Genomic DNA, 26,464 nt, shown 5'->3' on the forward strand with positions numbered 1-26,464 from the left:
CGGGCAAGCGCGCTCCTACAGGGGATGGCGTTGGGTCAGACCATACGGCGGTGTCTGGACGGACGCTATCGCGAGCAAGCTCACTCCTACAGGGGATGGCGTTGGGTCAGACCATACGGCGGTGTCTGAACGGACGCTATCGCGAGCAAGCTCACTCCTACAGGGGATGGCGTCGGGTCGGTCAATACCGTGATCCCTGAACGGACGCTATCGCGGGCAAGCGCGCTCCTACGGGGGATGGCGTCGGGTCAGCCAACACGGTGGTGCCTGAACGGGCGTCATCCCGGGCGGCGGTGCTAATGTTATTCACGTCTGCCCCTGCCCCGGAATGCCTGCCATGCCTGCTCACTCCCCCTTCTCCGGCGCCAAGATCGCCCTGCTCTGCGGCAACCAGTTGCTGACCTACCAACGCGACGACAAACCCGGTATCCCCTGGCCCGGCCTGTGGGACTTGCCGGGGGGCGGGCGCGAAGGCAAGGAAACCCCGGAGCAATGCGCCTTGCGCGAAACCCATGAAGAATTCGGCCTGACCCTGACCCCCGCAGCGATCATCTGGAAGCGCGACTATCCGGGCCAGGGCCTCAATGGGTTGAACACCTGGTTTTTCGTGGCCCGGGTCACACCCGACACCTTCAATCAGGTGGTATTCGGCAATGAAGGCCAGCGCTGGGCGGTGACCACCGTGGAAGCGTTCCTGACCCGTACCGACGCCATCGAACACCTGCAGGATCGATTGTTCGAGTACCTCGAAGACGCCACGCATCTGGTGTGAGATCAGCCGCTTCGTTGCGCCGCCGACCTCGTCGATACCCTACTCGTATGCCGTCAGCGCCGCTGCCAGCGTATCGCGCATGTACTGGCGCAAGGCGGCGGGTGCGACCACTTCGATCTGATCGGCGTTGCTCAGCAGCCACAGACGCAGGCCCTGACCGTCATGAACATGGCATTGGAGCAGCCAGCTGTCCGGCCCTTCCTGCTCGATCACCTGATCGTCGGCCAGACGGTTTTCGCTCAAACGCTTGCGCAAATTGGCCTTGACCCGCAGGCGCAGCGCCATCGGCTCGCTGGAATACAGCGACAGCAAGTCCTTCCTGATCTGCGGGGCGTTGATGTCATAGCCGTCCGGCACTTCTGCGTCGGCGCGCGCCACGCTCGCGCTCTGTACGCGGTGCATCTGCAAAACCGAAAGGGTCCGCACGCCGTTGCTTTCGTACTTGTAGCGCGCCGCACCCGGCGCCGGCTCGTGGCCCTGCGGCCAACGCTCCTCCTGGATAAGACAGGAGACGTAAATATTGGCGTCCTGAAACGACAGGCCGAGCACGGTCAGCACATACTCGACCGACAGATCCCCACGCTCCGGCACGCAATAAGCGATTTTCAGCGCTCGCTCTTCCAGCAAGGCGCCCTGCACGGTTTTCAGCAATTGCGGATCGAACTCGGCTGGCTGCAGCGCGACAAACCGTGTGCTGCTGGTCAGACGACTCGACGACCAGTCGTGCTGTGCAGTGGCTTCAAGCAACACCCCCTGGGCGTAGTTCTTGATCACGTCCAGGCTTTTGACCTGCTCGCTCATGCCGAACCGGGCACCGTGCTCCAACAGGAGAACAAGGTTGATAGCCTCGTCTGCCTTGAGTTGCCCCATCCGCCCAAGCGAGGTCGCGATCTGTTTCCTGAACCAGAAAACCTTGTCGTCCTCCTTGTCGCACCCGGCTGCTCCCGCCTCCTCCAGGGTCTTGAGGTCGCGCTGGGTGGTTCTCAGCGAACGCTCCTTGCCCAACCGTGTAATCACTCTGTCGTGAACGGCACGGGTCTCAGCCTTCGCCGACCTCTCGCCGAGGCATTCCCACACCAACATCAGACGAATTGAAAGCCGCGCCATACTTTTTAACTGCCTGCGACAAAAAATGTCGCGAGTCTAGCGGACACTGCGCAACGCCAACAGACATACACCTCAAGGAAGCCCCGAATGAATCGCAGCGTCTATCTCGCCACTCCCGCCGTGCAGCATTTTGTCGAGTGGCTGAGCCGTCATCTGGACAGCGCCGCCTTGCAGCATCGCTACACCCACCGCAAGACCCGCCAGGACTGGCAATTCCAGGGCGTCAGCGATGCCTGGCGCCAATACCATTGGTCGCATCCGGCGATCAGCCGGCTCAACGTCGAGAAAGGCAGCACGGCCGCCAGCAACGCCAAGGCACTGGCGGCGTTGCAGACCGATCTGCAGGCCGCGTTGCAACGCATGGACGATGACGCTGCGTGCCAGGCCGCCATCGAGGTGATGATCTGGGGCGGCGTGCAGGGGCGCAACGTCAACTGGCTGCAGCAAAACCGCAAGGGGCTGGCCGCGACACTGGTCGCCACCCGTGACGCGATCGATCAGGGGCAACTGGACGTCGCCATCCTGTGCAACAAGGCGCTGCGCTTCAACGCCGGCATGACCAAGGTTTACTCGCTGATCTGCCGCGACTTCATCATTTACGACAGCCGTGTCGCCGCCGCGCTGGGCTGGCTGGTGGTCAGATACTGCGAGGAACAAGGCCTGTCTGCCGTGCCGAAGACGCTGGCCTTCCCCTGGGCAGCAGCCAAGGAAGACAACACCGCCACCCCCAAGAACCGCAACCCCGGCCAGGGCAGCCTGAGCTTCCCGCGCCTGCGCACCGGCGCCTTCCATGCGCAGTGGAACATGCGCGCCAGCTGGCTGCTGCACGCGGTGTTGGCAAGCGGCGCAGTGACCGGCGAGGCATTCACTGGCGAAAACGCACTGCGCAACCTCGAAGCCGCGCTGTTCATGCTGGGCTATGATCTCGGCGGGCACCGCAACGACAACAGCAGCGCCGCCTGACCCTTCTTGTTACCCGGCGCGAACACCGCGCCGGCCTCACTTTCAGCTCCAACCTTTCGCCACCGGAGGTCGCCATGTCAGCCAGATAATCCTTGGAGAATCCGACATGGCCCGCACCTTCCGTCGTCGTGGTTGCGACTACGACTACCCGTTTCCCCTGTGGCGCTTTGACGCCGACGAGATCATCGCCCGCATCCCCGCCGTTCGCCGGCAACTGGCGCGTTTTCACAGCGACAAACCCATGGGATTTCGCCCGCCGCCACCACGCGGCTTCCGTCGCGTCGATGATCGCAAGCAACGTCGCGACAACCGCCAGGTGCTGCGTCGATGGTGCCGTGACCCAACCCGCGAACCGCTGTTCGCCGACCACCGCCGGTGTCCGGCATGGATGCCCATGTAGGGCATCCCGCGCCCTTCACGCCCCGCTGGTTTCCACACCAAACAGCGGCCCCAGTTGCTCCGGCGGCAACGCCTTGCTGAAGTGGAAGCCTTGCACTTCGTCGCAATGACGCAGTTGCAGGCACTCCAGTTGTTCCAGGGTTTCCACGCCTTCGGCGGTGACGGTGATGCCCAGCGAACGGCCCAGGTCGATCATCGCCTGGACGATGGCCTGGTCGTTGCCGCGTACGGTCAGGTTGGAAATGAAACTGCGATCGATCTTGATGCCGTCCAGCGGGTAGTTGCGCAGGTACGCGAGCGAAGAAAAACCGGTGCCGAAGTCATCCAGACTCAGGCGCACGCCCAGCGCACGCAGCGCGGTGAGCGTCGCCAGCGCGCCGTGGGCATGGTCGAGAAACACCCGTTCGGTGATTTCCAGCTCCAGGCGGTGAGCTGGCAGACCGCTATCGCGCAGGGCATCGGCGACCACGGCGACCACGTCTTCGTTTTCAGCCAGTTGACCGGGCGACAGGTTGACCGACAGACCGACCTCGGCGGGCCAGTGCATGGCCTGACGGCAGGCGTGATTGAGCACCCAGCGGCCGAGGGGCTGAATCAGGCCGGTCTCTTCGGCCAGCGGAATGAACGTGTCGGGTTGCAGCAGGCCGCGCTGCGGGTGCTGCCAGCGCACCAGCGCCTCGAAACTGCGCAGGGAACCGGCGACGGTGGCGTAGCGTGGCTGGTAATGCAGGCGCAATTGATCGCCGAGCAACGCCTCGCGTAATTCGTGTTCCAGTTCGCGACGCGCCAGCAAGCGCGCGTTCATGTCTTCGACGTAGAAACGCCAGGTATTGCGCCCCGCCGCCTTGGCCTGATACAGCGCGATATCGCCCAGGCGCAGCAGCTCGGCCGCCGTGCGCGCATGGTCCGGGGCCAGAGCAACGCCGATGCTGGTGCCGATGAATACGGTATGGCTGCCCAGCTCGAATGGCCGGCGCAACTCCTCCACCAGCCGCGCGCACAGACCGGTCAGATCAGCCAGTTGCGGATCGCCCAGCAGCACCACAATGAACTCGTCGCCGCCGAGACGCGCCACCATGCCATCAGGCTGCCCGTGCCGTTGCAAACGCTGGGCGACTTCCTGCAGCACCCGGTCGCCGACCGCATGACCAAGGGCATCGTTGACCGGTTTGAAGCGGTCCAGATCCAGACTCAGCACCGCCAGCGCCTGCGGCGGCTGCCGGTCGAGTTGATCGGCGAGGAACTGATGCAGGCGATGGCGGTTGGGCAGACCGGTCAGCGAGTCGTGCAGCGACAGATGCCGCACTTCGGCCTGGGCTTCGACCTCGTCGGTGATGTCGCTGGCGGTGCCCCGGTATCCCGCTGCGCCCGGCATCGCCCTCGCCATCAGTTTGCAGATGCGCCGGCGCCCGCCGTGGTCGTGGTAGTGGCACAGCAACGAGCCGCGCTCGCCGCTGTCGCTCGCGGTCTGGCTCAGCCACTCAGGCAACGCCAGCCCTTCCGGCTTGAGCAAATCGGCAAGCGAGCGCCCCAGCCAGGCCTCGCGCTGCTCGCCGGTGACTTCAGTGAAACGCTCCGACAGGTAGGTCAGATGCCCCGTCGCGTCGACTTCCCACAGCCAGTCCGACGCGGCTTCGGCGATGTCGCGGAAACGCTGTTCGCTGCCACTCAGTTCGTCCTGACTGGCGAGCAACGCGGCGAACTGCGCGTCGATCTGCCGGGCCGAGGCCAGCGCGTGGCGCAGCAGCATGGTCAGGACGATGACCAGGGTCAGCACCCCGGCGATGAACAGCGGCAAAGTGCGCTGCAACAGTTCCATGCCCGGTTTGGGCGGCGTCCAGTCGAGCAGGATGTCCGAGCTCAGCAACGGCATCGACTCGAAGCCACTGCGCGGCTGCTCGGCGACGGTCAGGGCCGGCAGGCCGTAGGTTTCGCTGAGATGAGCGAGCTTGGCCGGATCGAGCACCGAGACGAAGATCATCACCGAGGCCGGCCCCGGAATCTCGGTAATCGACGGGTCCCAACCGGCGCTGATGGTCGCGGCGGCGGCCAGCGCCGGCATGCCGTCGACCTTGAGCGCGCGAACGATGCCGTCATCTTCCTGATGGGTGCGCCGCGCCTCGGCGATCAGCCCGTCGAGATCGCCCTTGAGCCAGTCGCGGACATCAATCTGCGAAGGTCGGCCGTCGATCACCGCGTAAGACGTGTGATCGTGACCATCGATCACCAGCACACCGTTGTAACCGTAGAGCTCGTAAGGCACTGCGCCGACGTTGCGCTGCTCGTCGGCCCAGACCTTGTCCACGGTGACATGCAGATGCTTGTAGGCCTCGGCCCACTTGGCGTAGTTGATGATGTTGCGCGCCACCTCGTTGCGCACCTGGTCCATGGTCCGCGAAATGAAAATCCGCGAGCGCTGCTGCACGTCCAGATCCTGGCTCAGGGCATTCTTGACCAGCAGGTAACCGCCCAGCCCGATCAGCAGCAACAACGCGCCGATCGCCGGAAACAGGCGCAGGATCAACTGCCGACTGCGGCGGTTGCCGACCCAACGTGCAAGGGCGGGTTTGGACATGCGGACACCCTGAAAACATCAACAATGGAACAGGCAGGTCGCAACGAAAGAGGGGCCAAACTCAGCCGTCCGTGGACCGATGATTGCGAATCGCTATCCTAACCGTCTGTTTCTACAGGGGCTAGGGCTTATCTCGCACAAGAGGGAGGCAATTTTCCGACCAGAAAAACGGTCAGTGGTCAGAATCACTCAAGAGCCAGGGGACGACAAACAGATAACCCGATTAAACTGACAATAAGGGTTATCCATCAGCACAATAACTTGTCAAAGTTTTCCTGACTGGTTACGCTTGCTCCAACTGTCACGAATTCTGAAGGCACCACCATGAGCAACTCCCTCCACGGCCCGGCGATGTTTCTCGCCGATGCCGCTGCCCTCGATTTCCTCAATTCGATTGCCACGCCGGTGGATCAGCCGGTCGACTGGATCAGCGACGGCGACGGCTGGCTGGACTGGCTGCAGCAGGCTGGCTGGGTCGAGCCGGCCGTGCTGGAGCGCCTGCGAGCCCAGGCCATGCCGGGTGAGCTGGAGGCGGTGGCCGCTCAGGCGCGGGCGTTGCGCGAGTGGTTTCGCGGCTTTGTCATGAAATACCGGGGCCAGCCATTGCCGGCTGCGGCGCTGGAAGAGTTGGGCGCGCTGAATCGCCTGCTGGAGCGGGACGAGCAGTACACCGAACTGACCCTGGGTGAAGCGGGCTTCGAGTTCCAGGCCAAACGCCGCTGGCGCGGGCCGGATTCGCTGCTGCTGCCGCTGGGGGAAGAGTTGGCGAAATTCCTCAGCAGCGAGGATTTTTCCGACGTGAAGTGCTGCGAAGGCGCCAGTTGCACGATGGTCTTTATCGACCATACCCGCGGCAAGAAACGCCGCTGGTGCAGCATGGCGATCTGCGGCAACCGCGCCAAGGCAGCGGCGCATCGGGAGCGGCTGAAGCAGAACGCCGGCGCCTGATCCTCCGGACAACACCGGCCGTGGAAGGGAGCTCTGCTCGCGATGGCGTCAGCTCAGTCAATGATGTGCTGGCTGACACACCGCCATCGCGGGCAAGCGCGCTCCTACAGGGCCTGCGGCCAGAATCAAAAGCGGCGGCGTGCCGAAATCCGGCTGCAAACACAGATCCGTGGGAGGGAGCTCTGCTCGCGATAGCGTCCTGTCAGTCCATGCAGTGCTCGGCCAGACCACCGCTTTCGCGACCCTCGTTACCTCGGATCCCTCCCACAAAAAGCCCACCCCTGCCTCTGCCAAATCTCCCAGGCAACAAGACCTCATCCCGGCCCTGCCAAATCTCCCAGACAACAAGACCTCATCCACAGCCCTGCCATATCCCCCAGACAGCGCAAGCCCCGTGGGAGGGAGCCCTGCTCGCGAAAGCATCAGCTCAGTCAATGATGTGCTGGCTGACACACCGCCATCGCGGGCAAGCGCGCTCCTACAGGGCCTGCGGCCAGAATCAAAAACGGCGGCTTGCCGAAATTCGACAGCAGACACAGATCCGTGGGAGGGAGCCCTGCTCGCGATAGCGTCCTGTCGGTGCATGCAGTGCCGGGCCAGCAACGGTCTCGGGGTGCTGTTCATCGGGATTCACGCCGCAAACAAAATAACCTGTCAAAATATATTTGACAGGTTATCAAACCTCTGCAAAAGTATCCCCACCAACCGCTCCAAACCAAACAAACCGGTTACGAGGATAACAGCCATGACTTCTTCCAGCGCAGTGATCACCTATCAGTTTGCCGACGCTGACGGCGTCCGTGTGTTCTACCGCGAAGCCGGTGACAAGGCTCGCCCGACTCTGCTGTTGCTGCACGGTTTCCCAAGCTCCTCGCACCAGTTCCGCCAGTTGATCCCGCTGCTGGCCGGGCACTTCCATATCATCGCACCGGACCTGCCAGGTTTCGGTTTTACCGAGGTGCCAGCCGAGCGTGGCTACGTCTACAGCTTCGACAACCTGGCGGAAACCCTGGCCAGCTTCGTCGATGTGCTGGGGCTGAAACAGTACGCCATGTACGTGTTCGACTACGGCGCGCCGACCGGCCTGCGTCTGGCGGTGAAACACCCTGAGCGCGTCACCGGGCTGGTGTCGCAGAACGGCAACGCTTATCTGGAAGGTCTGGGGGATGCCTGGGCGCCGATCCGCGCTTACTGGGCTGAGCCGTCCGCAGCGAATCGTCAGGTGATCGCCGATGCCATCCTGCACCTGGCGGGCACCCGCTGGCAGTACGAGCACGGTGTGAGCAATCCTGCACTGGTCGCGCCGGAGTCCTACACCCTCGACGCGCTGTTGCTGGAACGGCCAGGCAACAAGGAGATCCAGCTCGACCTGTTCCTCGATTACGCCAACAACCTGACCCGCTACCCCGACTTCCAGCGCTTCTTCCGCGAGGCGCAGATTCCGACGCTGGCGATCTGGGGCAAGCACGACCCGTTCTTCATTCCGCCAGGCGCCGAAGCGTTCAAGCGTGACAACGCCAACGCGGTCGTCGAGTTGCTCGACACCGGCCACTTCGCCCTGGAAAGCCATGCCGAGTACGTGGCCCAGCGCATCATCGAAGTGATCGGCGGCAAGGCCTGATCAGCGACCGTTCCGCTGCTGAAAACGCCAGCCCGGCAGCCAGCCCAACAGCTGCCGGGCTTTGGCGTTGCTGACCTGGGTGTCGTCTTCGACGATGTTGAAGATGCCACTGAGGTTGGACTGCATCGCCAGCACGGCCGCCCAGGCAGCCGCCTCGACATGCACCGGGCTGCTGCCGCCGGGTTGATCGGCGCCGGTACCGGGACCGTACAACTGGCCATAGCGCAGCACTACGCCCTGGCCCATCGGTGCTTCCAGCACGCTCTGCTCCAATGCCCTCACCCCGCCGACACTGACTCGCCGCAGCCCTTCGGCATCGATATCCAGCGCATCCACTTCCCGATACGGCGGCGTGCCGAGCGCGTAGGCCCAGGCAATGCTTTGCGCGACGAAGCGCCGACAATCGACGGCCAGCGCCGCTTCGACCAGATGCGCCGTGCCCTGCTCTCGCACCCTGGCGTTACGCACCACCGCCTCAGACATTTGCGCCGGATCAAGGCCGCGCGGCAGGTCCGTCAGTTGATGGATCACGCAGGTTGGCCGGATCGCCTGCAATTCCGACCGGAGCCAGGCCGCGTCCAGCACATCCACCACCACCGGAATCGCCCCTGCGTCCTGCAGCTGTTGCCTGCGTTCCTCGCGGCGGGTCGTGCCGTAGACGCTGTGGCCGGCCTCGACCAGCAGCTTGACCAGAACACGACCGATGACCCCGGTCGCACCCGCCAGAAAAATCCGTTCACTCATTGCTGATGCTCTCCTGCCTTGAAGATGAAAGTGCACCACGAGGATAAAACCGCAGGGATTGGCGAACAGTGGCAAGAACCGGCCAAAGCGCTGGGTCATCGCCGGCTGGCTTGGCATATGGCGCAGCCGGGCTGCGCCGTCGTGGTCAGTTCTTGAAGGTTGAATGTTTGTGGCCCTGGTCGAACAAGGCCGGCACGATCACGCACACCGCCGACAGCGCGAGGATGATCGCCACCCCATCAGTGGAATGGGTGGTCGACGCCGCCACCAGCGACAGCGCGCCCAACGGCGCAAGGCCACCGGCGATTGCCGTGCCGATTTCACGGCCCGTGCCGAAGCCGGACGAGCGCGTCTGCGTCGGGAATTGCCGGCTGAGGAACGAGCCCTGCGGCGCGAACATCATCGGCGCGAGCACGCCCGTGCCCACGCCGATGGCCAGGTAGATCAACAGGCTTTCGCCGGTGTTGAGCAAGGCCAGGAACGGCCAGGCGAACAGCGCCGAGAAGATGCCGCCCAGCACGATCACTTTCTTGCTGCTCCATTTGTCGCAGAGCCAGCCGAAAAACGGCACGGCCACGATGGCAACGAGGCTGGCGATGGTCACCGACAGCGAGGTCACGTGGACTTCGACGCCCTTGAACTGGGTCAGGTAGGCCAGGGAAAAGGTCTTGAAGATGTAGCTCAGCGCGTTGTAGCCAATGGCGACGAACAACACCACCAGCAGGCCCTTCAAATCATTCTTCATCAGGGCCTTGAGCGGCGAGGCTTTGGCTGCTGGCGCCTGATCGTTCAGCTCGGCGTACTCCGGCGTCTCGGGGATGCTGTTGCGCACCCACAGGCCGACGGCGACCAGCGCGATACTGGCGATGAACGGAATCCGCCAGCCACCGGCGAGAAGGAAGTCATTGCCGTTGATGGTCAGCAGATACACCGTCAGCGACGACAGCAGCAGGCCCAGATTGAGCCCCAGTGCCGGCCACGCGCCCTGGCTGCCGCGCTTGCCCTCGCTGGCGTGTTCGTAGGAGGTCACCGCCGCGCCGGACAATTCGGCCCCCGCACCAAGGCCCTGAATGATGCGCACCGCCACCAGCGCAATCGGTGCCCAGATGCCGATGCTGGCGTAGCCGGGAATCAGGCCGATCAGCGTGGTGCATACGCCCATCAGGCAGAAGGTCACCACCAGCACCTGTTTGCGGCCGAACTTGTCGCCGAGGTAGCCAAACAGGATGCCGCCGAATGGCCGCGCGATGAAGCCGATGGCGAAGGTCGAGAAGGCCAGCAGCGATGCGACCTTGGGGTTGGAGCCGTCGAAGAAGATCTTTGAAAAGACAATCGCGGCCATGGTCGCGTAGAGGTAAAAGTCGTACCACTCCAGCATCGAGCCGAAGATCGTGGCGGCGCGCACTTTACGCAGGCGTTTGCGGGTCTGTTCCGGGGTTTCGCCAGACGTGGCGGTGTTGCTGAGAATGGTCATCGTGTGTTTCCGCGGTCGTTGTAGTTGTTGTGGGGGATAACGCAGGTGCGCCCGGTGCTTAGCCGGGGCTGCCGATGCGGTCGGCGATCATCGAACCGATGGGGATGGCCGAGGTGGCGGCCGGCGATGGCGCGTTGCAGACGTGGAGCATGCGAGGCGTTTCGGCGAACAGAAAATCGTGGACCAGGGTGCCGTCGCGCATCACCGCCTGGGCGCGCACGCCGGCTTCATAAGGCAGCAGATCTTCCAGACGCAGCGACGGGCAATATTTGCGGCACTGTTCCAGATAGCCGCGTTTGAACAGCGAGTTCTTCATCTCGCCAAGGCCGGAGCCGAGGTTGTGCCAGATGGTTTTCCAGAACCCCGGAAAGCTGGCGAAGGTGGCGACGTCGCGCAGGTCGACCGAAAACTTGCGGTAGTTTTCCCGGGCGAAACCGAGCACCGCGTTGGGCCCGACGGTGACGCTGCCGTCGATCATGCGGGTCAGGTGTACACCGAGAAACGGCAGTTCCGGGTCGGGAATCGGGTAGATCAGGTGATTGACGATGTTGTTCTTCTCGGCGGGCAGCCGGTAGTACTCGCCACGGAACGGAATGATCTGGTGATCGATCTTGACCCCGGCCAGCTTCGCCAGACGGTCGGACTGCAAACCGCCGCAGACCACCAACTTGCGCGCACGCCAGCTGCCGTCGAGGGTGGCGATGTCGACGTGGTCGCCCTGCTCGGCGATCGCCGTCACCGTGCGCTGCAACAGCACCTCGCCGCCCAGCCGGGTGATCACTGCCGCCATCTGCTGGCAGACCTGGCGGTAATCGACGATGCCGGTGCTGTCGACGTACAGCCCGCCAAGGCCGACCACGTTGGGTTCGCGCTCGCGCAGATCACCCGCCTCCAGCCGCTCGACGTGCATGCCGTTGCTGGTTGCGCGACGGTGCAGGGCCTCCATGCGTTGCATTTCCAGCGGCGTCGAAGCCACCAGCAATTTGCCGCAGACCTCGTAGCGAATGCCGTGCTCGGCGCAGAAATCCTTGGTCGCCTGGGCGCCGCGCTTGCACAGATCGGCCTTGAGGCTGCCCGGTGCGTAGTAAATGCCGGCGTGAATCACCCCGCTGTTATGCCCGGTCTGGTGGCAGGCCAGGCTGTCTTCCTTTTCCAGCACCACCAACGAGGCGCCGGGATGGCGCTGCAGCAACTCCATCGCCGTGGCCAGGCCGACAATGCCGCCACCGATCACGCAAAAGTCATGAACCATTGTTTTTATCCTTGCCACTGTCATTCAAAAAGTCTGGTAGTCAGGTTGTCAGACTAACTATCCGGTAAAAAAGGGCGCGGATTTCTAACGTCATCAGCGCCCTGCTCTTTTCAGTTCATTTCAGGCAATTCGAGCCGCAAACGCTGGGCCGCTGCCCGCAGATGCGCCTCGGCGCACGCTGCTGCCGCTTGCCGGTCGCCTGCGGAAATTGCCTGAAACAGTGCCTCATGTTCCCGCTCGGCATCCGCCGAACCGCCGACCGCGTGGGCCGCCGAGTTTTCCCAGGCGGTCTTGCGTGCCTCGGCCAACTGGCTGCGCAGGAAATCATGAAACGCCACGAAGTATTCGTTCTTGCTGGCTTCGGCAATCGCCCGGTGAAACGCCACGTCAGCCAGTGCCGCCGCTGTGTGGTCGCTGGCCTGTTCGCGCATTTGCTTCAGCGCCCGCTCCATAGATTGCAGATCCGCATCGTTGCGCCGTTGTGCCGCAATGGACGCGGCCTGGGTTTCGATCCACAGGCGCATCTCGAACATCTGCGCCAGGTCGTGACGCTTGCCGGCCGCACCCGGAAAACGAAAAGCCATGCCCGCCGGAGTGCTGGAAATGTACGAGCCCAGCCCGCGCCGGGACACCAGCACGCCGTCAGCCTTGAGCTGGGAAATCGCTTCGCGCACCACCGAGCGGCTGACGTGCAACTGCTCCGACAACTGCTGCTCGGTGGGCAGGCGCGACTCCGGCGCGAGGCGTCCGGAGTCGATTTCCGCACGGATCGCACCAAGCACACGCTCGACCAGCGAATCCGGCCGTTCAAGTTGAAGCATATTGCAACACTCTTAATCAGGTTGTCAGACAATAGGAGTGAGGCCTTCTGCCGTCAAGCGCTACTGCGACCACCAGACAGGGAGATTTCAGGCGTCTTGCGGCGCAAGGCTTGTGAACAACGGTTCGAACGCCAGCTGCCGACGCGCCTGCGCAACAGCGTCCGCCACCACCTCAGGCCCCATGACCGTGCCTTGTAGGTACACGAAATGCAGATCGAAAAGGCCAATGCTGCCGAACAAATGGCGCAGGTACGGGGTCAGGAATTCCGGCTGGCGCGCCTGAGGCCCACTGTGTACCCCGCCGGAGCTGACCAGAATATAGACCGGACGGTCTTCCAGCAGGCCGACCTTGCCTTTCGGCCCATGGCTGAACGTACGTCCGGCGCGAACGATGTTGTCGATCCACAGCTTCAACACCGCCGGCAGGGTGAAGTTGTGGATCGGCGTCACGATGAGCAGCAGATCCGCCCGTTCCAGTTCGGCGATCAAGCGCTCGGACTGGGCAAAGGCCGGCGCATCGTCGGGCTGCCCTTGCAGGATCGCATCGGAGTAGTCCGCGCTGATCGGCAGCAACGGCTCGGCGACCAGATCACGCACACTGACCACGGCATCCGGGCAGGACTGCCGTGCGCTTTCCAGCATGTCCACGGCCAGGCGATAGCCGCTTGAGCGCGCGCCTTGCGGGCTGCAATTGAGCATCAACAGATTCTTCATCGCCCTGCCCTCACACCGACAATGGCTGAACGAAGTGCATGCCCTTCGCCAGCAGGCCTTCGCGGAAATAAAAGCGCTGGGCCAGTGGCATGTGCAGACCGGTGTCCAGCACCAGGTGCGCGCAACCGGCCTCGGTGGCTTGTGAACGCACGCTGTCGAGCAGCTGTGCGCCGAGGCCCAGATGGCGCGCGGACTCGTCGACGACCAGGTCATCGACATAGATGAAGCGCCCGTACAGCAGGTTTTCCAGCGGGCGGAAGCCGATCAGGCCGAGCACACGACCGCCCTGCACCGCGCCGAACAGGCGGTAGCCGTCATGGTGCTGGCGGGTGATTTGTTCGACGAATCCGGCTGCCGAACTGAGCGCCGGGCGCAGCTGCTTCATCACGTTGAATGCGCTGTGCAGGTCTTCTGGCGTGGTGAGTTCCTGGAGCGTCAGTGCTTGTCGATCCACGGCGTCGTTCATGGCGAACCTCGATTGAGAAAGTAAGTTCACTGTAATGGGGCCATGGCTTACCCTACAGAACCAAAAAATGATTAATCGGGTAGGACATGACCCAGCCGCCACTGACCGCAACCGAGCTGTCCGGGTCCACGGATCTGCCGGTGTATCGGCAGATTTACCTGCGTTTTCGCCGCGCGATCGAGGACGGTCGGCTGCGGCCGGGTGAGCGGGTGCCGTCAGTGCGCGCGCTGGCTGCGGAACTGAATCTGGCGCGGGGCACGGTGGAGTCGGCCTATCAATTGCTGATCGGCGAAGGTTATCTGCAAGCGCGCGGGCCGGCGGGGACGGTGGTCTCGCAATTGCTCAAGCCCGGCAGCCCGAAAGTCGCCAGCCAGCCGCCGCCCGCGCCTACGCTGCCACGCCTGCATTCGGGCGAGTTGCCGGCGCCGCTGCAAATGGGCATGCCGGCGCTGGATGCGTTTCCGCGCAAGTTGTGGAACCGCCTGATGGGCCGCGAACTGCGCGACAGTGGCCTGCTCGGGCTGGTGTATCCCGACGCCTGCGGCTATCGGCCGTTGCGCAGTGCCATCGCCGGTTATCTGGGGATTTCCCGGGGCATTCGCTGTTCGCCCGAGCAGGTGTTCATCTGCGCAGGCCACGCCGCCAGCCTCGATCTGATCTGCCGCACGCTGATGAGTCCGGGCGATCAATGCTGGTTTGAAGATCCCGGCTATGTCATGGCCCGGCACGTGCTCGAACGGGCTGGCGCGCAGCTGATTGCGGTGCCGGTCGATGACGACGGCCTGAATGTCGACGCCGCCCTGCAACGTGCGCCCGATGCCCGTTTTGCCGTGGTCACTCCCAGCCATCAGAGCCCGCTGGGGGTGTCGCTGTCACTGGCGCGGCGTCAGGCGCTGCTGGACTGGGCCAACCGTCGCGACAGCTGGATCATCGAAGATGACTACGACAGCGAATACCGTTATCAGGGCCATCCCCTGCCTGCGCTGAAGAGTATCGACAGTCAGGGTCGGGTGCTCTACACCGGCACGTTCAGCAAAGTCCTTGCGCCCGGCTTGCGGCTGTCGTATCTGGTGGTCCCGGAACACCTGATTGAGCGTTTCACCACCGTCGCCGACGCCCTGCACAACCATTGCCCGCAGCTGTTGCAGGCAACGGTCGCGGCGTTCATTCGCGATGGCCATTTCGCCCGTCATCTGAAAAAAATGCGCAGCCTGTACGCTCGCCGCCGTGCGTTGTTGATCGAAGCGCTGGAACGCGAGCTGGGGCAACACCTGCAGATCGACGCCCGTGCCGGCGGCATGCACCTGCTGGCACGGCTGCGAACACCGCTGGACGATCAGGCGATTACCCGCAACGCGAGAACGCTGGGCTACTCGGTCCTGGCCCTGTCGGCGGCCTGTCAGGAAGTACAGGGCCAAAGCGGCCTGCTGCTGGGCTTCACCAACGTCACCTCGGCAGACGTGGCGACGGAATGGGCCAGGGGGTTGGCTGGGGCATTCGACGGCGTGTGAACGCGACCTCGTAGCGGCATGGTTTGCCAGCGGTGGCGCCTTTGGCATCCCCGCCGCCGGCAAGCCGGACTGCTACGGAAATGGTGTGCAACCGGAACATCTGATTCTGGCCGAAGGCCGTGGGAGGGATCGGAGTTTACGACGGTCGCGAAAGCAGTGTGTCAGGCGAATCGCTTTCGCGACCGTCCTAACGTCCGATCCCTCCCACAAAATGCACGTACCTGCCACGGGGTAGATGCCTGGCCGAAGTACCTCAGACACCCTGAATCCTGTGGGAGGGAGCTCTGCTCGCGATGGCGTCCTTCCTGCTGAAACGATGTTGACTAATCCACCGCCATCGCGAGCAGAGCTCACTCCTACAAAAAAGCACGTCCTGCCGCAACGTGTATGGGTGGGTACACGCCTCTGCGTTTGATTCTGGCCGAAGGCCGTGGGAGGGATCGGAGGTTGCGACGGTCGCGAAAGCGGTGTGTCAGGCGAATCGCTTTCGCGACCGTCCTGACGTCCGATCCCTTCCACAAAAAGCACGTACCTGCCACGGGGTGGATGCCTTGCCAAAGTAGCTCAGACACCCTGAATCCTGTGGGAGGGAGCTCTGCTCGCGATGGCGTCCTCCCGCTGAAACGATGTTGACTAATCCACCGCCATCGCGAGCAGAGCTCACTCCTACAAAAAGCACGTCCTGCCGCAACGTGTATGGGTGGGTACACGCCTCTGCTTTTGATTCTGGCCGAAGGCCGTGGGAGGGATCGGAGGTTACGACGGTCGCGAAAGCGGTGTGTCAGGCGAATCGCTTTCGCGACCGTCCTGACGTCCGATCCCTCCCACAAAAAGCACGTACCTGCCACGGGGTGGATGCCTTGCCGAAGTACCTCAGACACCCTGAGTCCTGTGGGAGGGAGCTCTGCTCGCGATGGCGTCTTTCCTGCTGAAACGGTGTTGACTGACTTACCGCTATCGCGAGCAGAGCTCACTCCTACAAATAGTGGCGTCTGTAGCTATTGTTACCGAATCGACAACGGTGTTTATCCGCCGCATCCGTGGACAATTTGCCGCAGGGCGCGGTTTTTTTGTTACGATTCGCAAAATTAACTAACCAGTTAATTACGCTTTTCATGGATGAACCGGTCTGCCTCGCCTCCAACACAGGCGCTGACACGACCTGAATATCCGGGTTGTCGACACCTCGACGTCAGCCCGAAATCATCGTTCCCACCATCGCCGAACGCTCACCGACGTCCGGCGTCAGCAGGATCAAGCAACATGACTACGTCTCGACCTTCGGCACCCGTCAGCCGCTGGCCCCTTTGGGTCGTCGCCTTCGGCGTGCTGCTCTTTGGCTTACTGTTCACCGCCGGTGGCGGTTATCTCGTCACTCTCGGCGGCAGCTGGTATTTCCTGCTGGCCGGCCTGGGCCTGATCGCTTCTTCGTTTTTGCTGTTCAAGCGTCGTCTGGGCGGTGCCTGGCTGTTTACCGTGGTCATGGTCGCGACTGTGATCTGGGCGCTGGTCGATGCCGGTCTGGTGTTCTGGCCGCTGGTGTCGCGCCTGTTTGCCTTCGGCGTGTTGAGCCTGCTGGTGGCGCTGGTCTACCCGAGCCTGCGCAAGGCTAACGGCCTGGCGGCCGGTCGTGGCGGTTACGCCCTCGGCGCGGTGCTGGCGGTTGCCATGGCGGCCGGTTTCTGGGGCATGTTCCAGCCTCACGCTTCGGTCACACCGACCGGTGATGGCCCGGCGCTGACCAAGGTCGACCCGGCCAAAGCGCAGAAAGACTGGGCCCATTACGGCAACGACGAGGGCGGCAGCCGCTTCGCTGCGCTGGACCAGATCAACCGCAGCAACGTGTCGAAACTGGTGCCGATCTGGACCTATCACACCGGTGATGTGGCGATCAGCGACGGCAACGGTGCCGAAGACCAGATGACCCCGTTGCAGATCGGCGACAAGGTGTTCATCTGCACCCCGCACAACAACGTCATCGCACTGGACGCCGACACCGGCAAACAGCTGTGGAAGCACGAAACCAACGCCAAGTCTGCCGTGTGGCAACGTTGCCGTGGCCTGGCGTATTTCGACGCCACCGCCGCCGTGGCCCAGCCGACCGACGGCAGCACCCCTGCCCTGCCGGCCAGCGTTCCGGCCGGTGCCAACTGCCAGCGTCGCCTGTTGACCAACACCATCGACGCGCGCCTGATCGCGGTCGACGCCGACACCGGCGAGCTGTGCCAGGGCTTCGGCGACAACGGCCAGGTCGACCTGAAAGCCGGTCTGGGCAAGGTTCCGGATTCCTACTATCAACTGTCGTCCGCGCCGCTGATGGCCGGTACCACCGTGGTGGTCGGCGGCCGCGTGGCCGACAACGTGCAGACCGACATGCCAGGCGGCGTGATCCGTGGTTTCGACGTGATCACCGGGCAGATGCGCTGGGCCTTCGACCCGGGCAACCCGCAAGACAAGAGAGCCCCGGCCGACGGCAGCACCTACGTGCGCAGCACGCCGAACAGCTGGGCGCCGATGTCCTACGACCCGGCGATGAACACCGTGTTCCTGCCGATGGGCAGCTCGTCCACCGACATCTACGGTGTCGAGCGGACCAGACTGGACCACACCTACGGCGCCTCCGTGCTGGCGCTGAACGCCACCACCGGTGAGCAGAAGTGGGTGTATCAGACCGTTCACAACGACCTGTGGGACTTCGACCTGCCAATGCAGCCGAGCCTGATCGACTTCACCAAAGACGACGGCAGCAAAGTGCCGGCGGTGGTGATCGGCACCAAGGCCGGGCAGATCTACGTGCTGGACCGCCACACCGGTCAACCGCTGACCGAGGTCAAGGAAGTACCGGTCAAGCCGTCGAACATTCCGAACGAGCCGTACTCGCCGACCCAACCGAAATCGGTAGGCATGCCGCAGATCGGCGCGCCGACCCTGACCGAATCGGACATGTGGGGTGCTACCCCGTTCGACCAGCTGCTGTGCCGTATTTCGTTCAAGAAAATGCGTTATGAAGGCCTGTACACCGCGCCGGGCACCGACATTTCGCTGAGCTTCCCGGGTTCGCTGGGCGGCATGAACTGGGGCAGCATTTCCACCGACCCGGTACACGGTTTCATCTTCGTCAACGACATGCGTCTGGGCCTGTGGATTCAGATGGTGCCGCAGGAGAAAGACGCCAAGGCATCGTCCGGCGGTGAAGCGCTGAACACCGGCATGGGCGCCGTACCGCTCAAGGGCACGCCGTATGCGGTCAACAAGAACCGCTTCCTGTCGGTCGCCGGCATTCCGTGCCAGGCGCCGCCATTCGGCACCCTGTCGGCCATCGACATGAAAACCCGCAAGATCGCCTGGCAAGTGCCGGTCGGTACCGTGCAGGACACCGGTCCCATGGGCATCAAAATGCACATGCCGCTGCCGATCGGCATGCCGACGCTGGGTGGCACCTTGTCGACCCAGGGCGGCCTGGTGTTCATCGCCGGTACTCAGGACTACTACCTGCGTGCGTTCAACAGCGCCAACGGTGAAGAAGCCTGGAAAGCCCGCCTGCCGGTGGGCAGCCAGGGTGGCCCGATGACCTTCGTCTCGCCGAAAACCGGCAAGCAGTACATCGTCATCACCGCCGGCGGCGCACGCCAGTCGGCTGATCGCGGTGACTACGTGATCGCTTACGGCTTGCCTGACAGCAAGTAACTGCGTGAACACAAAAAAACCGCTATCGGCCTTTGGCTGATGGCGGTTTTTTTATGCCTGCGAATACACCCTCCCTGTAGGAGCTGGCTTGCCCTGCGAGCGGCGGGGCACCCGTCGTAAAACCGGTGTACGCGGTGTGTCAGACATACGGGGTCGTCAGGTTTTACGACTGCTCCGCAGCCGCTCGCAGGACAAGCCAGCTCCTACAGGATTCGCGTGTGGCGTTGACCCTCAGCCCTGCCCCGCCATCAACTCCACCACCCAATCGATAAACACCCGCAGCCGCAGGCTGACATGCCGTTTCGGCGTGTAGGCCAGGTACATCGGCATCGGCTGCAAGCGCCAGTCGGTAAACAGTGGCAGCAGTTCGCCGCGGCTGACCGGACCGTCGGCCATGTATGCCGGCAGCCAGAGCACGCCCATGCCGGCCAGCCCGGCGGCGAGGTAGGCATTGCCGTCGTCGACCGCCAGCGCGTACTGGCCCTGCACCTCCAGCGTCTCACCCTCCCGGCTCATCACTATCGGAAACAGCCGCCCCGTGCGCGCCCAACGAAAACCGACGATCCGATGGTCGGCGTTTTCCAGCGCCTGCGGATGCTCAGGCACACCGGCACGCTGCAAATAGCCGGGCGCGGCAAAGACACCCAGTTGCAGATCGCCGATATGCCGGGCCATCAGCGATTGGTCGGTCAGCTCGCCGCCACGGATCACGCAGTCGACGTTCTCATCGATCAGGTCGACCACACGATCGCTCACGCCAAGGTCGATGCGGATCTCCGGATATCGCGCATGAAACGCTGGCAATGCCGGAATCAGGATATGGCTGGCCCACGGGCTCGGCACGTCCACCCGCAGGCGCCCGCGCGGCACGGCGGCGGCACCGGTCAGGCTGGTTTCGGCGTCGTCCAGGTCCGCCAGCAGGCCGAGCACACGCTCGTAGAACACCGCACCTTCGGCGGTGACCTGCACTTTGCGCGTGGTGCGGTTGAGCAGGCGCACCCGCAGCCGCGCTTCGAGTTGCTGCACCAGTTGCGTCACGCTGGTCTTGCTCATGTGCAGGGTCATCGCGGCCTTGGTGAAACTGCCGGTCTGCACGACGCGGGCGAACGCCTGCATGGCGTCGAAACGGTCCATGAAAATCCCGATAAACGAAGTGATTGTTTGGTTTCTGCAAACAGTGTTGAGCAGCCTTGCGCGTTTATCGGTGTTCGGCAAGTGCCTACAGTCTGCCCATCGCTCACTGCGGCCCGAATCCGGGCCATCGATGGAGACAGCAACATGACGCAACGTGACGTGGTATTCCCGCCTGGACGCCAGGCGCTGTATGAACGCAACCGCTACTCGCCAGCGATCCGCGCCAATGGCCTGCTGTTCGTGTCCGGCCAGGTCGGCAGCCGGGAAGACGGCTCGCCCGAACCGGATCTGCAACAGCAGGTGCGGCGGGCCTTCACCAACCTCAACGCGATTCTCGCAGCCGCCGGTTGCACCTTCGATGACGTGATCGACGTCACCGTGTTCATGGTCGACCCGCAATCGACCTTCGAGCGCGTATGGGCGGTGGTCCCGGAGTTCTGGGGCGAAGCACCGCATCCGACCCTCACGGCGGTGGGTGTGACCTGGTTGTACGGGTTCGATTTCGAGATCAAGGTGATTGCGAAATTGCCGTAGATAGCACTGACGCCGTGGACCTTGTGGGAGCGGGCTTGCCCGCGAAGCGGTTTAATCAGACAACCTGGCAGCGCAGGACCTGACGCATTCGCGGGCAAGCCACGCTCCACTGGCTCAAGTCTGGGTCGCCAGGTAAAGCTCGCGATATGCTTCCACCAGTTGCACCTGGGAAAACGCCAGGTTGCGCCCGCTGGGGTTGGGCAGCACCCACACCGTCGCGCCGCCGAATGGCCGTGGCTGTCGCCCCCATGCCACTTCGCGCTGACCCGACAGCGCGGCATAGGCGGCCTTGCCGAGAAAAGCCACGAACCGTGGTGCGTAATGGATGATTTTCTGTTCAAAAGACGCGGCGGCCTCGGCGAATTCCGCCTGAGACAACTGGTCGGCCCGCGCTGTCGGGCGTTCGACCACCGCGGTCAGGCCGCAGCGGTACTGCAAAATCTGTCGATCGTCTTCCGGGCGCAGCGCCACCGGAGTAAACCCGGCCAGATGCAGCGTGCGCCAGAAACGATTGCCCCTGCCCGCAAAATGATGCCCTTGGGCAGCGGCGGTCAGGCCTGGATTGATGCCGCAGAACAGCACTGCAAGCTCCCCGGCAACAATGTCTTCCAGTCGTTCAGTCACGCCAAACCTCACAAAACCCGATGATGTCGGGGTCGATCATGCGCAAATGACACCGACCGCATGACGGGCGAGTTCCGTGAGTTCAGCGCGGGATTTGCCCGCCCGGGCGCGAATCGAAATGCTGTGCAGCAACGCCGACGCCAATACCGCAAGAGCCTTCGGGTCGATATCGCCGTCCAGTTCGCCGGAATCCACGGCCCGTTGCAGACGCACCTCCAGATCCTCATCCAGCCGGCTCAGACGGTCCGAGAGCAGCTCGCGAATCTCCACGTCCTCCACCGCTTCGGCCGTCGCCGTGCCAATGGCGAAGCAGCCTCGGGGTTGGCCTTCCCCGGAAAAATAGATCGCCAGTTGTCCTTCATAAAAACGCATCAGCGCGTCCGACAGGCTCATGTTTTCGTCCATCAACGCCAGGTGCATGTCGGCGACGGCGAAATCCCAGTACTGCTCCAGCGCCTTGATGTACAGCGCGTGCTTGTCGCCGAACGCCGCGTACAGGCTGGGGCGATTCATCCCCGCCGCCGTGGCGATGCTGTCCAGCGAGGCGCCGGAATAGCCGGTGTTCCAGAACACCCCCAGCGCCTGTTGCAGCGCGGTGTCGGGGTCGTACGCACGGGGGCGGCCGCGGCCTCTGCCCTCGGTAATCTTTTTTTGTGCCATGGTGTACAAAATCCTTGCGTGTCGGAGGAAGAGGTTATATTTTTACACCATCGCACAAAATTCAGAAACCAGAAATTTCTGAATCGCAGGTTATTCCCGCCCAGCTCGAACCGAGCGTCGTGGCGAAGAGACAAGCGCACGGGAGACACCCTCCGCAGCGCACAGGCTTTGGCAGTTTTGTGGGAGCGGTTGACGCAGCGCAACGTCGCCAGATCAACCGGGCTCAAGTCCTCACAACCCTTACATACGACATCCAGGGCCGCCGGCGTCCGCCGCAGGTGTGTGCCCGACTTCCCGGTTTACAGGTGAATTCGATCATGACCACACAGTTCGACAGCACAGCCAAGCAAGCCAACGAACACCCGGGCCCGGCCCCGGTGAAGAAGCCGTTCAGCGCCCGAATCCGCCCGTTTCTGCTGGTCGGCGTACCGCTGATCGCGGCCATTGCCGGGGCCATCCATTACAAGGCTGGCGAACCCTACGTTTCCACCGACAACGCCAACGCGCGCATCGCCAAGACCTCGATCAACGCCCGCGTGTCCGGGCAGATCAGCGAAATCGCCGTGCGCGACAACCAGCAGGTGCATAAAGGTCAGCTGCTGTACCGCATCGACCCGGAGCCGTTCCAGATCGCCGTCAACCGTGCCGAAGCGCAGTTGAACATTGCGCGCCTGCGCATCGAAGGCCTCAAGGCCAACTACCGCCAGCAGCAGGCCGACCTGCAATCGGCGAAAGAAACCGCCGACTTCGATCAGAAGGAATACCTGCGCAAGAAGGCCTTGGTGGCCACCGAATTCGTCTCGAAATCGATCTTCGAGCGCGCCGACACCGACCTTAAAGTGTCCCGCCAGCGCATCGCTTCCATCGAGCAACAGATCGCTAACACCGTGGTTGCCCTGAACGGCAACCCGGCGATCAACGCCGACGATCATCCGAGTGTGCGTGAAGCCAGAACCCAGCTCGACCAGGCGCAGCTTTACCTTTCTTACGCCTCGGTGTTCGCCCCGGAAGACGGCATCGTCGCCAAGGTCGACGATCTGCAGGTCGGCAGCTTCGTCAGCAATGGCGCGGCGACGTTCGCGCTGATTTCCGACAAGGACATCTGGGTCGAAGCCAACTTCCGCGAAACCGAAGTCACCCACATGCGCCCCGGCCAGGAAGCCGAGATCAGCATCGACACCTACCCCGGTGTCGTGTTCAAGGCCCACGTGGTCAGCATGAGCCCAGGCGCCGGTTCCGACTTCGCCCTGCTGCCGCCGGAAAACGCCACCGGCAACTGGGTCAAGGTGGTGCAGCGCGTGCCGGTACGTCTGGAACTGGACGAAGCCGACCCGCAACACCCGCTGTACTCGGGCATCAGCGCCACGGTCACCGTCGATACCGGTTTCCGCAGCCCGTGGTGGCGTCCGTTCAAAACGATGATGACCGCGAGTAGCTTCCGATGAACGCCCCTGCTGCAACGCCTTCGAGCGCGGCCACGCGGACGTTGCACATCGCCGCGTTGATCGCCACCTACATTCAGTCGGCCAACGTGTCGGTGCCCAACGCGGCGCTGCGGTTTATCCAGGCCGGCATCTCGATGACCGATGACGAAGCCGGCTGGATCTTCACCGCGTACCTCGCGGCCAGCGCCATCAGCATGCCGCTGGCCGGCTGGCTGTCCGCGCGCTTCGGCCTGAAAACCGTCTACCAGACCACCCTGCTGGTGTTCGCCTTCAGCTTGTGGCTGGCGACCTGCGCCACCACGCCGATGGAGTTCACCACCGCGCGCATCGTCCAGGGCCTCGCCGCCGGCATCATGGCGCCGCTGTCCATGGGCATCGCCATGGAAACCCTGGCCCCGGCCAAGCGGCCGAAGTTCGGCATCGCCTGGACCGCCATCGTCTTGCTCGGCATCGTCACCGGCCCCAGCGTCGGCGGCTACCTCAGCGAGTACTTCGGCTGGCACGCGCTGTTCCATGCCAGCCAGCCACTGGTGGCGTTCATCATGCTGGCGGTGGCCTTGCTGCTGCCGAACAAGAAAGCGGCGGGCGCCCCGGCGTTCGATTTCTTCGGTTTCGCCACCTTCACCCTGGGCATGATCGGCCTGCAGATGCTGCTGGACCGAGGCGAGCGCATGGAGTGGTTCGAGTCACCGGAAATCTGGGCCGAAGCCATCGCCTCGGGGCTGGGTTTCTACCTGTTTTTCGCGCATATCTTCACGGCGAAAACCCACTTCCTCGGCAAGCACCTGTTCAAGGACCGCAACTTCGTTCTCTCGACCATCCTCTTCTTCGCCTTCGGTTTCGTGCTGTTGCCAACCCTGGCGCTGACCTCGCCGATGCTCGACGAAATCCTCGGTTATCCGCCGATCACCACCGGCCTGATGACCGTGCCACGGGGTGTCGGTCTGGTCGGCGCGTTCCTGTTGATGGGGCGGATTCCGGCGAGCGTCGATCACCGCCCGATGGTCATGGCGGGAGCGGCCATCGTGATCTATGCCAACTGGACGATGCTGGGTTATTCGCCACTGATGGACTGGACGCCGGTGGCGCTGGCCGGGTTCATCCAGGGTGTCGGCATGGGCATCCTGATGCCGGCGCTGATGAAAATGGCCTTCAGCACCCTCGACCCGAAATTCCGCCCGGAAGGCACCGGCCTGTTCAACCTGGCCCGGGTGTACGGCAGCACGCTGGGCATCGCCATCGTCCAGGCGTACTTCTACAACAACACCCAGGCGATGCATCAGGCGCTGGTCAGCCACCTGACGCCGTACCACGCCGCCCAACACTCGATCAGCGCATCGGCCCCCTTGCCGTCACTGGCCGGCCTCAACGAGATGATCACCGGCCAGGCCGCGTTCATCGGGGTCATGGACCAGTTCAAGGTGCTGATGCTGGCGATGCTTATCGTCGCGCCGCTGATTGTCTTCCTTCGCAAGCCGACACCGGCCAACTGATTTTCGTGGAGTCTGCAAAATGAGATCTAACGCTCTGGACATCAAAAGACCCTTGCTGCGCGCGAAACTCAGTGCGCTGGCCGTCATGGTCATGCTCTCGGCCTGCACCGTCGGCCCCGACTTCGTGCGCCCGAACAGCGACACCTCGCAACATTACGATCCTCAGGCCGAACAGCGCCTGGGCGAGAACGGCACCGGCAAAGGCCAGCAGCGCATCGAGCTGGGCAAGCCGGTCAGCGGCAACTGGTGGTCGACCTTTCAGTCGGCCAAGCTCGACCAACTGGTGAACCGCACCATCAACGGCAACCTCGATCTGGTCGCCGCCGACGCAACCATTCGCCAGGCCGCGTCATCGGTCGCGGCGGCGGAAGGCGTGCTGTATCCGCAGGTGGATCTGGGCGCCCAGGCCGGACGTCAACGCACCCACAACGGCCCCGAGCCTTCGGTCGACAACTTCTACGCCATCGGCCCGCGCGTGACCTTCGACCTCGACGCCTTCGGCGGCAACAAGCGTGCGGTCGAACAGCAACAGGCCTTCGCCGAACTGCAAAAGCATCGTTACGAAGCGGCGTACCTGACCCTGACCGGCGATGTCGCCAGCCAGGCCATCCTGATCGCCTCGGCCAACGCGCAGATGCAGGCCGTGCAACGGCTGCTGGAAAACGACGAGAAGAACCTCAAGCTGGTGCGCATGGCCCACGCCAACGGCACCACCACGCAGATCGACGTGTCGCTGGCGGAAACCCGTCTGGCCCAGGACCGTACCCTGCTGCCGCCGCTGGCCCAGCAACGCGACGCGGCCCGCCATGCCCTGGCGATCCTGACCGGCAAAGGCCCGGGCGACTGGGTCGCGCCGGACTTCGAACTGAGCGAGCTGGTCCTGCCGGCCAGCGTACCGGTCAGCCTGCCTTCGGAAACCGCGCACAACCGTCCGGACGTGCTGCAAGTCGAGGCGCAACTGCACATGGCCAGCGCCGCTGTGGGCATCGCCACCGCCAATCTGTATCCGCACATCGAACTGTCGGCTTCGCTGGCCCAGGCCGCCTCCGGCAACGGCGGCGCGGCACTGTGGGGCTTCGCCGCGGGACTGACCGCACCGATCTTCAGCGGCGGTACCCTGGAAGCCGAGCGTCAAGCGGCGGTGGACGGCTACAAGGCCACCCTCGCCGGCTATCAACAGACGGTGATCAAGTCGTTCGGCCAGGTCGCCGATACGCTGCAGGCGATCAACCATGACGCCGAACAACATGTGGCCCAGCAAGACGCCCTGCGCGCGGCCGACACCAGCCGGCGTCTGAACCAGCAAGCCTACGCCCAGGGTGAGAACAGCATCCTGCAAGTGCTGGAAGCCGAACGCGCCTACGAGCAGGCACTGCTGGGCGAGATCAAGGTCAAGACCGAACGCTACCTCGACACCGTGCACCTGTTCGTCGCCCTGGGCGGCAATTCGGTGGGCGTGTTCGACCAGCGCTCGGCCAGCCCGGCGCCGGCCAAGTCCTGACCGGGCGTTCTTCCGACGA

Annotated in this window: 22 protein-coding genes; 11 read left to right on the forward strand and 11 right to left on the reverse strand. The window is 63.5% G+C overall.

Translation table 11 applies throughout. The features are described from left to right. Window positions 1-337 precede the first annotated feature (337 nt). A complete protein-coding gene (locus tag ACIPL0_RS29815; protein WP_400601051.1) occupies window positions 338-772 on the forward strand; it encodes an NUDIX hydrolase in 435 nt (144 codons plus the stop codon). Window positions 773-811: 39 nt separating this feature from the next. Here the strand turns inward: ACIPL0_RS29815 and ACIPL0_RS29820 are convergent, their stop codons facing one another. After that, the gene (locus ACIPL0_RS29820) at window positions 812-1,789 is read right to left on the reverse strand and encodes a helix-turn-helix transcriptional regulator (protein ID WP_400601050.1); all 978 of its coding nucleotides are present in this window, start codon (window positions 1,787-1,789) and stop codon (window positions 812-814) included. A gap of 177 nt (window positions 1,790-1,966) precedes the next feature. Between ACIPL0_RS29820 and ACIPL0_RS29825 the strand changes: the two genes are divergently transcribed. Then, window positions 1,967-2,842 (forward strand): hypothetical protein, encoded by an 876-nt coding sequence (locus ACIPL0_RS29825; protein ID WP_400601048.1) that lies wholly within the window; start codon window positions 1,967-1,969, stop codon window positions 2,840-2,842. A 106-nt stretch (window positions 2,843-2,948) separates the two neighbouring features. Next, window positions 2,949-3,242, forward strand: coding sequence for a hypothetical protein (locus ACIPL0_RS29830; protein ID WP_400601046.1), 294 nt, complete (start codon window positions 2,949-2,951; stop codon window positions 3,240-3,242). Between the two features lie 15 nt (window positions 3,243-3,257). On the opposite strand, the gene ACIPL0_RS29835 is transcribed toward ACIPL0_RS29830, so the two are convergent. Further along, entirely contained in the window at window positions 3,258-5,816 is a 2,559-nt protein-coding gene (locus ACIPL0_RS29835; RefSeq protein ID WP_400601044.1) for an EAL domain-containing protein, read from the reverse strand. A gap of 324 nt (window positions 5,817-6,140) precedes the next feature. Here ACIPL0_RS29835 and ACIPL0_RS29840 point away from each other — a divergent pair, with 324 nt between their 5' ends. Both ACIPL0_RS29840 and ACIPL0_RS29845 read left to right on the forward strand, forming a co-directional pair. Beyond that, on the forward strand, window positions 6,141-6,764 hold the full coding sequence (locus ACIPL0_RS29840) for a CGNR zinc finger domain-containing protein (protein ID WP_400601042.1): 624 nt from the start codon (window positions 6,141-6,143) through the stop codon (window positions 6,762-6,764). 745 nt (window positions 6,765-7,509) lie between these two features. Next, on the forward strand, window positions 7,510-8,385 hold the full coding sequence (locus tag ACIPL0_RS29845; RefSeq protein WP_400601040.1) for an alpha/beta fold hydrolase: 876 nt from the start codon (window positions 7,510-7,512) through the stop codon (window positions 8,383-8,385). Here ACIPL0_RS29845 and ACIPL0_RS29850 read toward each other — a convergent pair whose 3' ends face one another. The 6 genes from ACIPL0_RS29850 to ACIPL0_RS29875 all read right to left on the reverse strand — a co-directional run bounded on the left by ACIPL0_RS29850 (window position 8,386) and on the right by ACIPL0_RS29875 (window position 13,856). Next, on the reverse strand, window positions 8,386-9,129 hold the full coding sequence (locus tag ACIPL0_RS29850) for an NAD-dependent epimerase/dehydratase family protein (protein WP_400601038.1): 744 nt from the start codon (window positions 9,127-9,129) through the stop codon (window positions 8,386-8,388). Window positions 9,130-9,274: 145 nt separating this feature from the next. Next, window positions 9,275-10,603, reverse strand: coding sequence for an MFS transporter (locus ACIPL0_RS29855; RefSeq protein ID WP_400601036.1), 1,329 nt, complete (start codon window positions 10,601-10,603; stop codon window positions 9,275-9,277). 58 nt (window positions 10,604-10,661) lie between these two features. After that, the gene (gene lhgO, locus ACIPL0_RS29860) at window positions 10,662-11,855 is read right to left on the reverse strand and encodes an L-2-hydroxyglutarate oxidase (RefSeq protein WP_400601035.1); all 1,194 of its coding nucleotides are present in this window, start codon (window positions 11,853-11,855) and stop codon (window positions 10,662-10,664) included. A 110-nt stretch (window positions 11,856-11,965) separates the two neighbouring features. Next, a complete protein-coding gene (locus ACIPL0_RS29865) occupies window positions 11,966-12,676 on the reverse strand; it encodes a FadR/GntR family transcriptional regulator (RefSeq protein WP_400601033.1) in 711 nt (236 codons plus the stop codon). Between the two features lie 87 nt (window positions 12,677-12,763). Then, a complete protein-coding gene (locus tag ACIPL0_RS29870) occupies window positions 12,764-13,390 on the reverse strand; it encodes an FMN-dependent NADH-azoreductase (RefSeq protein WP_400601031.1) in 627 nt (208 codons plus the stop codon). Between the two features lie 10 nt (window positions 13,391-13,400). Further along, window positions 13,401-13,856: a GNAT family N-acetyltransferase gene (locus tag ACIPL0_RS29875; protein ID WP_400601030.1), complete on the reverse strand. Its 456-nt coding sequence runs from the start codon at window positions 13,854-13,856 to the stop codon at window positions 13,401-13,403. A gap of 86 nt (window positions 13,857-13,942) precedes the next feature. On the opposite strand from ACIPL0_RS29875, the gene ACIPL0_RS29880 reads away from it, so the two are divergent. Both ACIPL0_RS29880 and ACIPL0_RS29885 read left to right on the forward strand, forming a co-directional pair. Then, window positions 13,943-15,367: a PLP-dependent aminotransferase family protein gene (locus ACIPL0_RS29880; protein WP_400601028.1), complete on the forward strand. Its 1,425-nt coding sequence runs from the start codon at window positions 13,943-13,945 to the stop codon at window positions 15,365-15,367. A 1,263-nt stretch (window positions 15,368-16,630) separates the two neighbouring features. Then, on the forward strand, window positions 16,631-19,054 hold the full coding sequence (locus ACIPL0_RS29885; protein ID WP_400601026.1) for a glucose/quinate/shikimate family membrane-bound PQQ-dependent dehydrogenase: 2,424 nt from the start codon (window positions 16,631-16,633) through the stop codon (window positions 19,052-19,054). 231 nt (window positions 19,055-19,285) lie between these two features. Here ACIPL0_RS29885 and ACIPL0_RS29890 read toward each other — a convergent pair whose 3' ends face one another. Further along, entirely contained in the window at window positions 19,286-20,188 is a 903-nt protein-coding gene (locus ACIPL0_RS29890) for a LysR substrate-binding domain-containing protein (RefSeq protein WP_400601024.1), read from the reverse strand. A 144-nt stretch (window positions 20,189-20,332) separates the two neighbouring features. On the opposite strand from ACIPL0_RS29890, the gene ACIPL0_RS29895 reads away from it, so the two are divergent. Next, a complete protein-coding gene (locus ACIPL0_RS29895; protein WP_400601022.1) occupies window positions 20,333-20,722 on the forward strand; it encodes a RidA family protein in 390 nt (129 codons plus the stop codon). A gap of 114 nt (window positions 20,723-20,836) precedes the next feature. On the opposite strand, the gene mug is transcribed toward ACIPL0_RS29895, so the two are convergent. Both mug and ACIPL0_RS29905 read right to left on the reverse strand, forming a co-directional pair. Further along, on the reverse strand, window positions 20,837-21,346 hold the full coding sequence (gene mug / locus ACIPL0_RS29900) for a G/U mismatch-specific DNA glycosylase (RefSeq protein ID WP_400601020.1): 510 nt from the start codon (window positions 21,344-21,346) through the stop codon (window positions 20,837-20,839). Window positions 21,347-21,382: 36 nt separating this feature from the next. Further along, entirely contained in the window at window positions 21,383-22,006 is a 624-nt protein-coding gene (locus tag ACIPL0_RS29905) for a TetR/AcrR family transcriptional regulator (protein ID WP_400601019.1), read from the reverse strand. A gap of 317 nt (window positions 22,007-22,323) precedes the next feature. Here ACIPL0_RS29905 and ACIPL0_RS29910 point away from each other — a divergent pair, with 317 nt between their 5' ends. From ACIPL0_RS29910 to ACIPL0_RS29920, 3 genes are read left to right on the forward strand one after another with little or no spacing between them, the layout of a single operon-like run. Next, window positions 22,324-23,451, forward strand: a complete 1,128-nt coding sequence (locus ACIPL0_RS29910; protein WP_400601017.1) for an HlyD family secretion protein — start codon at window positions 22,324-22,326, stop codon at window positions 23,449-23,451. After that, the gene (locus ACIPL0_RS29915; RefSeq protein WP_400601016.1) at window positions 23,448-24,944 is read left to right on the forward strand and encodes a DHA2 family efflux MFS transporter permease subunit; all 1,497 of its coding nucleotides are present in this window, start codon (window positions 23,448-23,450) and stop codon (window positions 24,942-24,944) included. Before ACIPL0_RS29910 ends, ACIPL0_RS29915 begins: the two co-directional genes overlap by 4 nt. 19 nt (window positions 24,945-24,963) lie before the next feature. Beyond that, entirely contained in the window at window positions 24,964-26,445 is a 1,482-nt protein-coding gene (locus tag ACIPL0_RS29920) for an efflux transporter outer membrane subunit (protein ID WP_400601014.1), read from the forward strand. The last annotated feature ends 19 nt before the right edge of the window (window positions 26,446-26,464 follow it).

This window comes from Pseudomonas sp. NPDC090208 (assembly GCF_044746785.1).
Classification (GTDB): Bacteria; Pseudomonadota; Gammaproteobacteria; order Pseudomonadales; family Pseudomonadaceae; genus Aquipseudomonas.